This window comes from Polaromonas sp. P1_H6, assembly GCF_056405195.1.
The window spans coordinates 14,666-27,983 of record NZ_JBFUCN010000032.1 but is presented as its reverse complement, the minus strand read 5'-3'; the positions used below and the strand labels follow the sequence as shown (position 1 = coordinate 27,983).

General features: G+C 63.9%; 16 protein-coding genes. 14 read left to right on the top strand and 2 right to left on the bottom strand.

Annotated features, from left to right (window positions below; translation table 11 throughout):
• Positions 1-523: 523 nt before the first annotated feature.
• From AC1D1F_RS21750 to AC1D1F_RS21730, 5 genes are all read left to right on the top strand, one after another.
• Positions 524-1,681 carry an RluA family pseudouridine synthase gene (locus tag AC1D1F_RS21750; RefSeq protein ID WP_477696246.1) on the top strand — a complete coding sequence of 386 codons (1,158 nt, stop codon included), beginning with the start codon at positions 524-526 and terminating at the stop codon, positions 1,679-1,681.
• Positions 1,678-2,292 carry a hypothetical protein gene (locus AC1D1F_RS21745; protein WP_477675812.1) on the top strand — a complete coding sequence of 205 codons (615 nt, stop codon included), beginning with the start codon at positions 1,678-1,680 and terminating at the stop codon, positions 2,290-2,292. Before AC1D1F_RS21750 ends, AC1D1F_RS21745 begins: the two co-directional genes overlap by 4 nt.
• A 64-nt stretch (positions 2,293-2,356) precedes the next feature.
• On the top strand, positions 2,357-3,016 hold the full coding sequence (locus AC1D1F_RS21740; RefSeq protein ID WP_477679171.1) for an HAD family hydrolase: 660 nt from the start codon (positions 2,357-2,359) through the stop codon (positions 3,014-3,016).
• 17 nt (positions 3,017-3,033) lie between these two features.
• A complete protein-coding gene (locus AC1D1F_RS21735; RefSeq protein WP_477679170.1) occupies positions 3,034-3,399 on the top strand; it encodes a Rieske (2Fe-2S) protein in 366 nt (121 codons plus the stop codon).
• A 21-nt stretch (positions 3,400-3,420) separates the two neighbouring features.
• Positions 3,421-4,479 carry a S49 family peptidase gene (locus AC1D1F_RS21730; RefSeq protein WP_477679169.1) on the top strand — a complete coding sequence of 353 codons (1,059 nt, stop codon included), beginning with the start codon at positions 3,421-3,423 and terminating at the stop codon, positions 4,477-4,479.
• A gap of 63 nt (positions 4,480-4,542) precedes the next feature.
• Here the strand turns inward: AC1D1F_RS21730 and AC1D1F_RS21725 are convergent, their stop codons facing one another.
• Positions 4,543-5,310: an SAM-dependent methyltransferase gene (locus AC1D1F_RS21725; RefSeq protein ID WP_477696244.1), complete on the bottom strand. Its 768-nt coding sequence runs from the start codon at positions 5,308-5,310 to the stop codon at positions 4,543-4,545.
• On the bottom strand, positions 5,307-5,927 hold the full coding sequence (locus tag AC1D1F_RS21720; RefSeq protein ID WP_477678385.1) for a Maf family nucleotide pyrophosphatase: 621 nt from the start codon (positions 5,925-5,927) through the stop codon (positions 5,307-5,309). Before AC1D1F_RS21720 ends, AC1D1F_RS21725 begins: the two co-directional genes overlap by 4 nt.
• A gap of 26 nt (positions 5,928-5,953) precedes the next feature.
• Between AC1D1F_RS21720 and AC1D1F_RS21715 the strand changes: the two genes are divergently transcribed.
• From AC1D1F_RS21715 to acpP, 9 genes are all read left to right on the top strand, one after another.
• On the top strand, positions 5,954-6,505 hold the full coding sequence (locus tag AC1D1F_RS21715) for a YceD family protein (protein ID WP_477678386.1): 552 nt from the start codon (positions 5,954-5,956) through the stop codon (positions 6,503-6,505).
• Positions 6,506-6,744: 239 nt separating this feature from the next.
• Positions 6,745-6,927, top strand: a complete 183-nt coding sequence (gene rpmF / locus AC1D1F_RS21710; protein ID WP_007873878.1) for a 50S ribosomal protein L32 — start codon at positions 6,745-6,747, stop codon at positions 6,925-6,927.
• Positions 6,928-7,012: 85 nt separating this feature from the next.
• Positions 7,013-8,128, top strand: a complete 1,116-nt coding sequence (plsX, locus tag AC1D1F_RS21705; protein ID WP_477678387.1) for a phosphate acyltransferase PlsX — start codon at positions 7,013-7,015, stop codon at positions 8,126-8,128.
• Positions 8,128-9,105 (top strand): beta-ketoacyl-ACP synthase III, encoded by a 978-nt coding sequence (locus tag AC1D1F_RS21700; RefSeq protein ID WP_477696243.1) that lies wholly within the window; start codon positions 8,128-8,130, stop codon positions 9,103-9,105. The genes plsX and AC1D1F_RS21700 overlap by 1 nt, the downstream gene beginning before the upstream one ends.
• Before the next feature lie 44 nt (positions 9,106-9,149).
• Positions 9,150-10,496 carry a sialidase family protein gene (locus AC1D1F_RS21695; RefSeq protein ID WP_477678389.1) on the top strand — a complete coding sequence of 449 codons (1,347 nt, stop codon included), beginning with the start codon at positions 9,150-9,152 and terminating at the stop codon, positions 10,494-10,496.
• Complete coding sequence (locus AC1D1F_RS21690) at positions 10,477-11,118, top strand: hypothetical protein (protein ID WP_477696242.1); 642 nt, start codon at positions 10,477-10,479, stop codon at positions 11,116-11,118. The genes AC1D1F_RS21695 and AC1D1F_RS21690 overlap by 20 nt, the downstream gene beginning before the upstream one ends.
• 92 nt (positions 11,119-11,210) lie before the next feature.
• Positions 11,211-12,161, top strand: coding sequence for an ACP S-malonyltransferase (gene fabD / locus AC1D1F_RS21685; RefSeq protein ID WP_477696241.1), 951 nt, complete (start codon positions 11,211-11,213; stop codon positions 12,159-12,161).
• Positions 12,158-12,904, top strand: a complete 747-nt coding sequence (gene fabG, locus AC1D1F_RS21680; protein ID WP_477696240.1) for a 3-oxoacyl-ACP reductase FabG — start codon at positions 12,158-12,160, stop codon at positions 12,902-12,904. The genes fabD and fabG overlap by 4 nt, the downstream gene beginning before the upstream one ends.
• 159 nt (positions 12,905-13,063) lie before the next feature.
• Positions 13,064-13,303, top strand: coding sequence for an acyl carrier protein (gene acpP / locus AC1D1F_RS21675; protein WP_007873885.1), 240 nt, complete (start codon positions 13,064-13,066; stop codon positions 13,301-13,303).
• The last annotated feature ends 15 nt before the right edge of the window (positions 13,304-13,318 follow it).

Sequence of the window (13,318 nt, the reverse complement as noted above, 5' to 3'; positions counted from 1 at the left end):
GAGGAATTGCCGGAGAGCTTTTGACAGCGCGCGGCCGACCGAAATGAATCGGTCAGCGACGTGGTCTGGGCGTAGGCGCGTGGATGGAGCGAGCAGGGGTCAAACGGGTGGGTGCCGCGCAAAACGCGGCTGCTTGCGCCCACTGGACAAAGGCCGGCGGCTGATTCATGCCGAATGCGGGGTTCACGAATGTCGTGAAGCGCCGCAGGCATATATAAATCAGACTGACCAGTGTTGTCATCAGAGGGCTACCCGTTAAAGGACTTGTTCTCGGCTGGATCCGCGTGCAGCCTGTTGTTCGTGACTTGGGCTGCACACATGGTATTCCGTAGTTGTGTTCGCAAAACGTCGACTCGTCTACCGTGCAAAGACGCTCGCCGCGAGGTGCCTGGCACTCGTCGCTTGCGGGCAATTGCCGGCGTGGGCATCGACCTTCCAGCGAGGCTGCTTGTTCGCCTTTTCAGGGCCGGGGACTTGCGTGGACTAAACTCCAGGCAAATCAACCACTTACAGCGCATCGCTAGTGAAACACATTATAGGGTCAGCAAAGGGCTTGGCAAGGAAACCCGGGAAAACACCGGTATGGGCGTCCGCGGCCGCGTCTGCACCTGCCACCCCGGCGGCGCCCATTCCCCAGGTAGCAGCCCCCGCAGCGCCCCAGGCCACGCTGGTGACCGTGGACGAGGACTACGCCGGCCAGCGCCTGGACAATTTCCTGATCCGCCAGCTCAAGGGCGTGCCCAAAACCCATGTCTATCGCATCATCCGCAGCGGCGAGGTCCGGGTGAACAAGGGCAGGGCGCAGGCCGATACGCGTGTGGAAGCCGGCGACGTGGTGCGCCTGCCGCCGGTGCGCACCTCGGAGCGGGCTGGGCAGAAAGCCGAGGCCATGGCACAGGAAATCGCCCGCCATGGCGCCAGTTCCACCACGGGCGGCTATGCGCCGTCCCGCGAATTTCCCATCCTGTTTGAAGACGACTTCGTGCTGGCGATCGACAAACCGGCCGGCGTGGCGGTGCACGGCGGCAGCGGCGTGAGTTTTGGCGTGATCGAGCAGCTGCGCATGGCGCGGCCGGAGGCCGACTTCCTGGAGCTGGTGCACCGGCTGGACCGCGAAACCAGCGGCATTTTGTTGATCGCCAAGCGGCGCATGGCCCTCAAGCTGCTGCAGGAGCAGTTCCGGGAGCGCGAAACCGACAAGGTCTACCTGGCGCTGGCCGGCGGCGCATGGCCCGCCAATCACCGCGTGATCGACAAGGCGCTGCACAAATACCTGCTGCCTGACGGCGAGCGGCGCGTGAAAGTGGTCGACAACGACCATCCCGACGGCATGCGCTCGGTGACGCTGGTGAAAGTCAAGGCGGCGGTTCCGGCCAGCCCGTTGGCCCCCGCCACGCCCTTCACCCTGCTGGAAGTGACCATCAAGACCGGCCGCACGCACCAGATCCGCGTGCACCTGGCCAATGAGGGCCACCCGATCGCCGGCGACGATAAATACGGCGATTTCGAGCTGAACCGGGCGCTGCAGAAAACCGCAGCCGGCGCGGTGCCGCTCAAACGCATGTTTCTGCATGCCTGGAGCCTGAAGTTCAACCATCCCAAGCTGCGCAAGGTGGTGCACCTGCAGGCGCCCCTGCCGCCCGAGCTGCAGCAGTTTTTACCGGCGTCGGTTTCCTCATGACTCACGATGCTCCTGGAGCGCTTGATCCAAAGAGCGTAGCCGGCCCGGCCCGGGGGAAGCTCAGCGGCCTGGGTGCGACGGTGCTGATGTTCGTCTTTGCCGGTCCTGCCTTATATGGTGTGGCCTATTGCCTGGTGGGGGGTGGCTTGGGGCGCAACGAATTCCGCTGGAGTGAGGCGCCCTCGCTGATGTTCTGGCCGCTTCTGATGGAATTCCTGTTCTGGCTGTCGTTCGGGAATCTTGGGTCCCTATTCCAGGTTCCGCTCCCTACCGTGTTGGCCGCCGTGGCTTTCTGGCTGCTGAACAGGAAGCTGATGCCTTCCTTGAACGCCATGTCCGCTTTCCGTTTTGTTGTGTCCAGGTCGGCGGCCTGCCTGGTGGTGTGCGTGTGCGCTTTTGTGGTCCTGAATCCGTCGACAGTGACGCAAGGGTGGGACGCGCTGTATTTTTACAATCCCCGTATCCGGTCTCCGTACGAAGACTCGGAATGGGGATTTCTTGACAGCTATGGGCCGCTTTTCCATCTGACTTTGCTCGGCTTGGCAGGCACCCTGCTCGGTGCAATTTACGGGCTCTGGTCCTGGTACTTTCGCAAAAGCCTGGGCAACTGAGGCCTGCGCTTCAACTTTTGCCCATGCGCGCGCATAGGCCGGCCTTCCCTAAGACAATATCCCCATGCAAACCCGAAATTTCGACCTGATCGCCTTTGACTGGGATGGCACGCTGTTTGATTCGACCAGCATCATCGTGCGCTGCATCCAGGCCGCGGTGCGCGACGTGGGCGGCACGGTGCCGACCGACAAGGAGGCCGGTTACGTCATAGGCCTGGGCCTGATGCAGGCCCTGGCCCATGCCGCGCCCGATGTGCCGCCAGAAAAATACCCGCAGCTCGGCGAGCGTTACCGCCACCACTACGCCGCGCACTACGACGACCTGAGCCTGTTTGCCGGCGTGTTGCCCCTGCTCGACGCGCTGAAGGCGCGCGGCCACCTGCTCGCGGTGGCCACCGGCAAGTCGCGCCGCGGCCTCGACGAGGTGCTGCGCACGGTGGAACTCAAGGGCATGTTCGACGGTTCGCGCACCGCCGACGAGACGGCCGGCAAACCCGACCCGCTGATGCTGCACGAGCTGATGGCGGAATTCGGCGTGATGCCCGAGCGCGTTCTGATGGTGGGCGACACCACCCACGACCTGCAGATGGCGCTCAATGCCGGCTGCCCCAGCGTGGGCGTGAGCTACGGCGCGCATGAGCCCGACACCTTCGCGGTGCTGGCGCCGCGCCATGTGGCGCATTCGGTGCCGGAATTGCACGACTGGTTGCTGGTCCATGGTTGATCTCGGGCGTTAAGGCCATGGACGAACGGCTAGCCCTGTGCAACAGCCGGGACCTGCTCGAAGGCGGGCTGGCGGTGCCCTTCGATGTGGTCTACGCGGGGCAGACCTGCCGCGCCTTCGCCGTGCGTTTTGAAGGCGTGGTCCATGCCTACCTCAATCGCTGCAGCCACGTCGCGATGGAGCTGGACTGGCAGCCCAACCGTGTGTTCGACGACCAGGGCCAGTGGCTGCTGTGCGCCAGCCACGGCGCCGCCTACCGTCCCGACACCGGCCAATGTGCGGGCGGGCCCTGCCAGGGCGGCCTGATCAAAATCCAGCTTTCCGAGGCGAAGGGGATTGTTTATTGGCATTCTGCTTACAACCTTAAACCGCTACAGTTCTAATACCTCTCTAAACTAACGCCCATGAACGACCCCCATCGCCCCGACCCTCCCATGGACTCTGATTCGCTGCGCGAGTCGGATTTCCGGCCCAACCAGCCGGAGTCCGTTCCGCCTTACGCCCAAGCCAAAAAATCCGCCGCCGACCCTTCCGCCACTCCCGGCTGGGAGCGCGCCACACTGGAAAAACTGGCCTTCGCCGCCCTCAACGAACAAAAGGCCACACGCCGCTGGAAGACTTTTGTGCGCCTGGCCTGGCTGGCCTTTTTTGTCGCGCTGGTCTGGATGGCGCTGCACCGCGGCACGCCCGCCAGCGACGCGACGGTTCCGCACACGGCCGTGGTGGAAATCAAGGGCGAGATCGCCGCGGGCGCCGACGCCAGCGCTGAATTTGTCAATGCGGCCTTGCGCGCGGCCTTTGAAGACGAAGGCGCCAAGGCCGTCGTGCTGCTGATCAATTCCCCCGGCGGCAGCCCCGTGCAGGCCGGCATGATGAACGACGAGATCCTGCGCTTGAAGGCCAAGCACAAGAAGCCGGTCTACGCCGTGGTCGAAGAGACCTGCGCGTCCGCCGCTTACTACATCGCCGTCTCGGCTGACAAGATCTACGTCGACAAGGCCAGCATTGTGGGCAGCATAGGCGTGCTGATGGACGGCTTCGGTTTCACCGGCCTGATGGACAAGCTGGGTGTGGAGCGCCGCCTGCTGACCGCCGGTGAGAACAAGGGCTTCCTGGACCCCTTCAGCCCGCAAAATGAAAAGCAGCGCGTGTTTGCCCAAGCCATGCTGGACCAGATCCACCAGCAGTTCATCGCGGTAGTGAAAGCCGGCCGCGGCAAGCGCCTGAAAGAAACGCCTGAGATGTTCAGCGGCCTGTTTTGGAGCGGCCAGCAGGCCGTGGAGCTGGGCCTGGCCGACCAGCTCGGCAACCTCGACTACGTCGCGCGCGAAGTGGTCAAGACCGACGAAATCATCGACTACACGCGCCGCGACAACGTGGCCGAGCGCCTGGCCAAGAAGTTCGGCGCCGCCATGGGCGAGGGTGCGATGAAGGCCTTCAAGGCGATTCCCGCGCTGCGCTGAGCCATCGAAACCCCGTTTAAAAGCCCGCACCATGCGGGCTTTTTTATTGGTGTGGGGCTTTTTTTAACGGCCTATGCCGAACACGGTCGGCAAGTCCAGCGGCGCCTGCGGCTTGTCGCGCTTCCAGGTGCTGACCTGCGCGCTGCGCGACCAGCCGGCGCCCAGGGTCAGGCCGCAGCTCAATGCCAGCCGGGTGTTGCCCTGCAAAGTTTGCAGCAACGCCTGGAGCAGGGCGGCGTTGCGGTAGGGCGTCTCGATGAAGAGCTGGGTCTGGCCGGATTTCAGGGCCAGCGATTCCAGCTCGCGTATGCGCTGCACGCGCTCGGCCGGCGTTTGCGGTACGTAGCCGGCAAAGGCGAAACTCTGGCCATTGAGGCCGCTGGCGGCCAGCGCCAGCATCAGCGACATTGGTCCGGTGAGCGGCACGACCTCCAGCCCCAGGTCATGCGCGGCGCGCACCACCGACGATCCCGGGTCGGCGATGGCCGGCATGCCGGCTTCGCTGACCAGGCCCATGTCGCGGCCTTCCATGGCAGCCGCCAGCAAGGGGCGTGCGTCGAAGTTGCCGCCGTGGTCGCCTTTTTTGTGAACCTCGCGCGGCAGCTCCTGGATCTGCTGCGACTGCAGCGGCGCGACTAGCGGGTGCAGTGCGTCGATGCGCTTGAGGTAGGCGCGCGTGCTTTTGGCGTTCTCGCAAATCCAGCAGGACAGCCGCGAAGCGACTTGCAGCGTCTGCAGCGGCATCACGTCCTGCAGCGGCGCCTGCACGTCGCAGCCGAAATCCAGCGGCGCGGGCACCAGGTAGAGCTTGCCCTTTGCTGCGGCGCTCATGGCCGGCCTCCCGACAGCAGCTTGACGCCGGCTGCCTGGATCATCCGGCAAGTGCGTATTAGCGGCAGGCCGACCAGGGCCGTCGGATCGTCGTTGTCGATGGACTCCAGCAGCGCGATGCCCAAGCCTTCGCTTTTGGCGCTGCCCGCACAGTCGTAAGGCTGCTCGATGCGCAGGTAGTTTTCGATCTCCTCGTCGCTGAGATCGCGGAACCTGACCTTCACGGGGGCCAGGCTTTGCGCCTCATAGCCGCTTTCGAGGCACACCACGGCCACGGCGGTCTGGAAAATCACCGTGTGCCCGCGCATGCGGTGCAGCTGCTCAACGGCTTTCTCATGGCTGCCCGGCTTGCCCAGCGGCTCGCCGTCCAGGTCGGCCACCTGGTCGGAGCCTATGACGACCGCGCCCGGGAAGGCTGCGGCCACCGCGCGGGCCTTGGCCAGGGCCAGGCGCTCGGCCAGCGCGCGCGGCGCTTCACCGGGCTGCGGGGTTTCGTCCACGTCGGGCGCGGCGACTTCAAACGGGATGTGCAGCCGCTCCAGCAATTCGCGGCGGTAGCGTGAGGTGGAACCGAGGACGAGAGGGCGGTTTGTGGCGGGAGCGGGGGCAAGGGTCATGCCTCCGATTCTCTTACACTGCATCCATGTCCAGATCCCTTCAGCCCAGCCGGCTCAACATGAAAGCGTTCGCCCAGGAAGGCGTGGCGCTCACTGAAACCACTCCGCTACAAAATATGGAGCGCCTTGCCGAGGAGGCGCAAGGGCTGCAGGCCGATTCAACGGTGCAGTGGGAGGCGCTCGGCGAGTTGCGCCCGCGCACCGGCGCCGACGACGAGGTGTGGCTGCACCTGCAGGCCCGAGCCACCGTCCCGCTGACCTGCCAGCGCTGCATGGGCGTGGTCGAGACACCGGTGGAGGTCGACCAGCGGTACCGTTTTGTTGCCAGCGAAGACATCGCCATGGCCGAAGACGACCAATCCGAAGAGGATTTGCTGGTGATGGAGCCCCAATTCAACCTGCTCGCCGTGCTGGAAGATGAATTGCTGATGGCTCTGCCCCTGGTGCCCATGCACGAGGAATGCCCGATCGCGCCAAAGCTGCAGGCGGGTGACATTGCGGAGCCGGATGAAGTGAGCGAGCCCGGGAAAAAGCCCAACCCGTTTGCCGTGCTGGCACAGCTTAAAACCAAAAAATAGTAATTTGGTATTACATACTCAGGCGACAAACCCTTTGAATAAGCCGACATTTCACACGCAACAAGGTGGCGTAGTGAAAATGACGCCGCATCAAGCTATAATCAAAGGCTTCGCGTACCAATGCGGTGAATACGGTGACATGGCGCCCAGGCTGCCATCGGCCGATATTCAGGTCCAGCTGTCTGAACTCGGAATTTGGTGCGTAATTTACCAACCTTACACCCCATCAGGAGCGGATCATGGCCGTCCAGCAAAACAAAAAGTCACCTTCCAAGCGCGGTATGCACCGTTCGCACAACGCACTCACCGTGCCAGGCATTGCCGTGGAATCCACCACCGGCGAAACCCACCTGCGCCACCACATCAGCCCCACCGGTTTCTACCGTGGCCGCAAGGTGCTGAAAACCAAATCCGAAGCGTAATTTCACGCTTTGAGCATGGGCCCGCACTCATCCTGCGGGCCTTTCTTTTGCCTGAACTCCTCATTTTGACTGCACCGGTCGCCTCATGATCAGGATCGCTGTCGATGCCATGGGCGGCGATATCGGCCCCGCCGTGACGCTGCCGGCCAGCCTGGCGTTCCTGGACGGCCACCCGGATGCCGCCGTGGTGCTGGTCGGCCAGCCCGAAACGCTGGCGACGCATCCGTTGCACGCGCGGCTCCAGGCTCATCCACGCTGCCAGATCGTCCCGGCCAGCGAGATCGTCACCATGGACGATCCGATCGAGATCGCACTGCGGCGCAAGAAGAATTCCTCAATGCGGGTCGCGATCAACCAGGTCAAGGATGGCGCGGCCCAGGCGGCGGTGTCGGCCGGCAATACCGGCGCCCTGATGGCGATTGCCCGCTACGTCCTCAAAACACTTGATGGCATAGACCGCCCTGCCATTGCCACCCAGTTGCCCAATGCCCTGGGCGGTGCCACCACGGTCCTGGACCTGGGTGCCAACGTCGACTGCACCGAAGAGCATCTGCTGCAATTTGCCGTCATGGGCTCGGCCCTGGTAGCCGCTATCACTGCCAACCCCACGCCCAGCGTCGGGCTGCTCAATATCGGCGAAGAGGCGATAAAGGGCAGTGAAATGATCAAAAAAGCTGGTGAATTGCTGCGATCTGCCTCCAATTCCGGTGATCTGAATTTTTATGGAAATGTCGAGGGCAACGATATTTTCAAGGGAACGACCGACATCGTCGTCTGTGATGGCTTTGTCGGCAATGTGGCGCTCAAGGCCAGCGAGGGCCTGGCCAGCATGATTGGCGGCTTCATGAAGACCGAGTTCTCCCGCAATATCTTCACGAAAATTTCGGCCATCATCGCCTATCCGGTGCTAAATGCGTTTAAAAATCGGGTTGACCACAGGCGGTACAACGGTGCGGCGCTGCTCGGCCTGCAAGGCCTGGTCTTCAAGAGCCACGGCTCGGCGGACGCCTTCGCGTTCGAGAGGGCGCTGAATCGGGCTTATGATGCGGCTCGGAACAATTTGCTTGAGAGAGTCCGCGAACGTATTGCCCATGCGGCCCCTTTGCTGGTTGCGGCGCAGGCGGCACCTTCCGCCGATACGCCGACCGAGGCCTTCTCAATGCCAGTTGACTCAGCAGTTTCAACACCGGCCACTCATTAATGACCCGTTACTCACGCATCACCGGCACTGGTAGTTATTTGCCGCCGCGCCGACTGACCAACGCCGAACTGGCCGCCGACCTGGCCACCCGAGGCGTGGAAACTTCCGACGAATGGATTGTGGAGCGCACCGGCATCCGGGCCCGCCATTTCGCCGCGCCCGACGTGACCAGCAGCGACCTGGGCGTCGAAGCGGCCAAAAACGCGCTGCAGGCCGCGGGCCTTCAGGCATCCGACGTCGACCTCATCATCGTGGCAACCTCGACGCCCGACATGGTGTTTCCGTCCGCCGCCTGCATCTTGCAGAACAAGCTTGGTATTGCCGGCTGCGCGGCCTTTGACGTGCAGGCCGTGTGCAGCGGCTTTGTTTATGCGCTGACCGTGGCCGACGCCATGATACGCACCGGTTCGGCCAGCAAGGCCCTGGTGATAGGCGCGGAAGTGTTCTCGCGCATCCTGGATTTTTCGGATCGCACCACCTGCGTGCTGTTCGGCGATGGCGCCGGCGCCGTGGTGCTCGAAGCTTCGGAGACACCCGGCATTCTCGCCAGCGACCTGCATGCCGACGGCAAGCACGTCGGCATCCTCTGCGTGCCCGGCAATGTCTCCGGCGGCCAGATTCTCGGCGACCCCCTGCTCAAGATGGACGGCCAGGCTGTGTTCAAGCTGGCCGTGGGCGTGCTCGAAAGCGCGGCGCGCGCCACGCTGGCCAAGGCCAACATGACCGACGCCGACATCGACTGGCTGATTCCGCACCAGGCCAATATCCGCATCATGCAGAGCACGGCCAAAAAACTGAAGATGCCGCTCGAGAAGCTGGTGGTCACTGTCGACCAGCACGGCAACACCTCCGCCGCCTCCATCCCGCTCGCGCTGGATGTGGCCGTGCGCAGCGGCAAGATCCAAAAAGGCGACACCCTCATGCTCGAAGGCGTGGGCGGTGGCTTTACCTGGGGTGCGGTGCTTCTCAACTACTGAGCGGCTCCCACCCATCCGCCAGGCTTTCACAGACAGGTGGGCAATTGAATTTCAAACCGTCCGGTGCATTGGAGCGCCTCGCAGCTGCCTTGCTGGTGCTGGCCTTCGCCCTGGCTGGATGGAAAATCCTGCAGCACCCGCCGGCTTCGCCGTTTTTGTCGGCTCCGGCGATCCAACCCTCGCCGCGCACGGTCCCGCTGGCGCAGCAGCGCTCGCCGGACGGCCGCTTTCGCTTCGACGCGCAGTTTGTCTCCTCTTCCCCCGGCCAGGCCGTGCATGCGGCTTCCGTAGTGGAGTTGCGCGACGGGCGCTTGCGGGCGGTCTGGTTCTCAGGCTCCCGGGAGGGCGCCGGGGACGTCACCATCCAGAGCGCCGTCACGGACGCCACCGGGTCGCGCTGGAGCGCGGAAAACACCTTGTTCGATCGGCAAACCCTCCAGCAAGGCCTGTGGCGTTACGTCAAGAAGCTGGGAAATCCGGTGATCGCCCGCGCGCCCGACGGCTCGCTAACGCTGTGGATGGTCAATGTTTCGCTCGGCGGGTGGGCGGGCAGCTCCATCACCTGGGCGCGCTCCACCGACGAAGGCGCGACCTGGAGCGCCCCGCGCCGCCTGGTGACCTCGCCCTTCCTGAATATCAGCACCCTGGTCAAAGGCGCGCCCATCGGCTTCGAGAACGGCGAAACCGGCTTGCCCGTGTACCACGAGTTCATCGCCAAGTTCGGCGAAGTCCTGCGTGTCAACGCCATGGGTCAAGTGGTCGACAAAATCCGCATTCCCGGCAGCCGCACCAGCCTGCAGCCGGTTGTCCTGGTCTCGGGGCCGGAAAAGGCCCAGGTCTATATGCGCTCGGGCAATGCGGTGGCGCTGATGGCTTCAGGCACCACCGATGCCGGCAAGACCTGGTCGCCCACCCATGCCGGCACTTGGCCCAACCCGGACTCCGCTGTGGCCGGCGCCGTGACGAACACCGGCGCGCAATGGCTGGCCCTGAACCCGGCGCCCCGCAACCGCGAAATCCTGGCTCTGCTGCAAACGGGGGCGGGTGGCTCTTTTGACGGGGTGGAGCCATGGATCGTGGAGTCGTCCGCCAATCCAGAGGTACGCACGTCCCTCGCTGATTACGAGCGCCTGCTGACGCAGGAACTCAAGGCCCGCGGCGCCCGGGACGACGAAGCCCAGGCCTATTTGGCCAGCGCCCGGCGCCAGCTGTGCGGCGGCCAGAGCTGCTCGCAGGAGTTTTCCTATCCCTACCTGCTGCAAAGCCGCGACGGCTACCTGCACCTGGTCTATACCTGGCACCGCACGCGCATCAAGCATGTGCGGCTGGATCCCTTGCAAACCCTTGAGGCCGCACAAGCGGCGCCCGGCTATGTTCCCCCCGGTAAATGATCTGATCGCCTTGCTCGGCATCAACCTGGTGCTCAGCGCCGCTTGCCTTCGCCTGCTGAGCTGGCGGCGTGGCGTCACGCCGTGGACCAAAGTTATTACCGCAGCAGTGTTTGTACTGCTGTGGTGCCCGGTCGGCCCCGCCCGTTTGCCGCTCGTGGCTTATGTGCGCGGCATCAGCTCGGACCTGAGCATTTCCCTGGTGGCCATCGCCTGCCTGGGCATGTACCAGCGGCTGCGCGGTCTCCCTCTGGTGGCGCAGCGTGAGCGCATGGCGGTGAACCTGGCCTTCGCGGCCGGCGCCTTGTTCCTGTATCCGCTGGCCCTGGGCTGGGGTGACTGGGATGCCTACCGGCTGGGCTGGGGCTCGTGGGCGCTCTGGGCGGCGCTCCTGGCGTTGTCGCTGGCGTGCTGGGCGCAAGGTTTTCGGCTGTTGCCTGCGCTGCTGGCCCTGGCGCTGCTGGCCTGGGTGGCCGGTGCGCTGGAGTCGACCAACCTGTGGGATTACCTTGTGGACCCCTGGCTGGCCGTTGCGGCGATTTACCAGTGCACCAAATCGGCGATCGGCTGGGGGCTTGCGCGGCTGCGGGGCACACACCATGGCGCCATGCCATCCTCAGCCTGACCGGCCGCGCTTTAAAAAATGGCTGCTCATCTTCTTAAAATGCAGGCGGATGCTTTTCAGCGATCCAAGAATTCGACCCATGGAGTAATCATTTGAAATCGTTTGCTATTGTTTTTCCCGGCCAGGGCTCGCAGTCGGTCGGCATGCTGGACGCCTGGGGCGACCATCCGGTGGTTGCGCAGACGCTGGCCGAAGCCTCCGAGGCGCTCGGCGAGGATGTCGGCCGGCTGATCAAGGAAGGCCCCAAGGAGGCGCTGGCGCTGACCACCAACACACAACCCGTCATGCTGGTCGCCGGCGTGGCGGCTTACCGCGCCTGGATGGCCGAGACCGGCAGCGCACCCGCCGCGGTGGCGGGCCACTCGCTGGGAGAGTACTCCGCGCTGGTAGCCTCCGGCGTGCTGACGCTCGCGCAGGCCGCGCCGCTGGTGCGCTTTCGCGCGCAGGCCATGCAGGACGCCGTGCCGGTCGGTGTGGGCGCGATGGCGGCCATCCTGGGCATGGAAGCCTCCAAAGTGATCGAGGGCTGCGCCGAGGCCGCGCGCAGCTTCGGCGCCAACACCTCCGAAGTGGTGGAAGCCGTCAATTTCAACGACCCGATGCAGACCGTCATCGCGGGCAGCAAGGCCGCGGTCGAAAAAGCCTGTGAAGTGCTCAAGGCCAACGGCGCCAAGCGCGCCTTGCCCCTGCCGGTGTCGGCGCCTTTCCATTCCAGCCTGATGAAGCCCGCGGCCGAAAAGCTGCGCGAAAAGCTGGCCGCCGTCGATTTCGCGGCGCCGCAAATTCCGGTCATCAACAACATCGAAGTGGCCGTCGAAACCGACGCGGACCGCATACGCGCGGCGCTCTACGGCCAGGCCTTCGGCCCGGTGCGTTGGGTGGAATGTGTCCAGGCCATCAAGGCGCGCGGCCTCACGACGCTGGTCGAGTGCGGGCCGGGCAAGGTGCTGGCCGGCATGGCCAAAAGAATCGATCCCGAGTTGACGGGTGTCGCCCTGTTTGATCCCGCCTCGCTGGCGGAAGTGAAGGAGTTACTGGCATGAGTGAAGTCAAGTTTGAAGGCCAGGTCGCGCTGGTCACCGGTGCCTCGCGCGGAATCGGTGCGGCCATCGCACTCGAATTGGCCCAGAAAGGCCTCAAGGTCATAGGCACGGCGACCAGCGACGAAGGGGCGGCCAAGATCGGCCAGGCCCTCGCGGCTTTCCCAAGCTGCGCCGGCAAAAACCTGAACGTGAACGACGTCACCGCCGCCGAAGCGCTGATCGAGGCCATCGTCAAGGAGCACGGCGGCCTGCAGGTGCTGGTCAACAACGCCGGCATCACGCGCGACATGCTCGCGATGCGCCTCAAGGACGACGACTGGGATGCGGTGCTGGACACCAATCTCAAGGCTGTGTTCCGCATGAGCCGCGCGGTGATGCGCACCATGATGAAGCAGCGCTACGGCCGCATCATCAGCATCACCTCGGTGGTTGGCGCCTCGGGTAATGCAGGCCAGTCCAATTACGCGGCCGCCAAGGCCGGCGTGGCCGGCATGACGCGCGCGCTGGCGCGCGAACTCGGTTCGCGCAACATCACCGTCAATTGCGTGGCGCCCGGCTTTATCGAGACCGACATGACGGCCGGCCTGCCCGAAGAGCAGCAAAAAGCGCTGCTGGGGCAGATTCCGCTGGGCCATCTCGGCAAGCCGCAAGACATTGCGCACGCTGTGGCTTTTGTGGCCAGCCCGCAGGCGGCTTACATTACCGGCCAGGAGATTCACGTCAACGGCGGCATGTATATGTAGCCCTTGGGGCCGTCAACCTGGGGTTTCATGAAAACCGCGGGTTGACAGTGGTAAAACACGGGAAATCGAAGCTGGTTTTTATCCGTCCGGCGCGGTGCTTAGGGAAACGACTCTAACGCGGTAAAATCACGGATTAATTTACAACCCTCAGAGGGAACTATGAGCGATATCGAAGCACGTGTTAAGAAAATCATTGCCGAACAACTCGGCGTGGAAGAAGGCCAGGTCACCAATGAAAAAGCCTTTGTGGCCGATCTGGGCGCAGACTCCCTTGACACCGTAGAACTGGTTATGGCTCTGGAAGACGAGTTCGGCATTGAGATTCCCGACGAAGACGCCGAGAAGATCACCACCGTCCAGAACGCGATTGACTACGCGAACACCCATCAAAAGGCCTGAGGCCGCAGGTTTTCG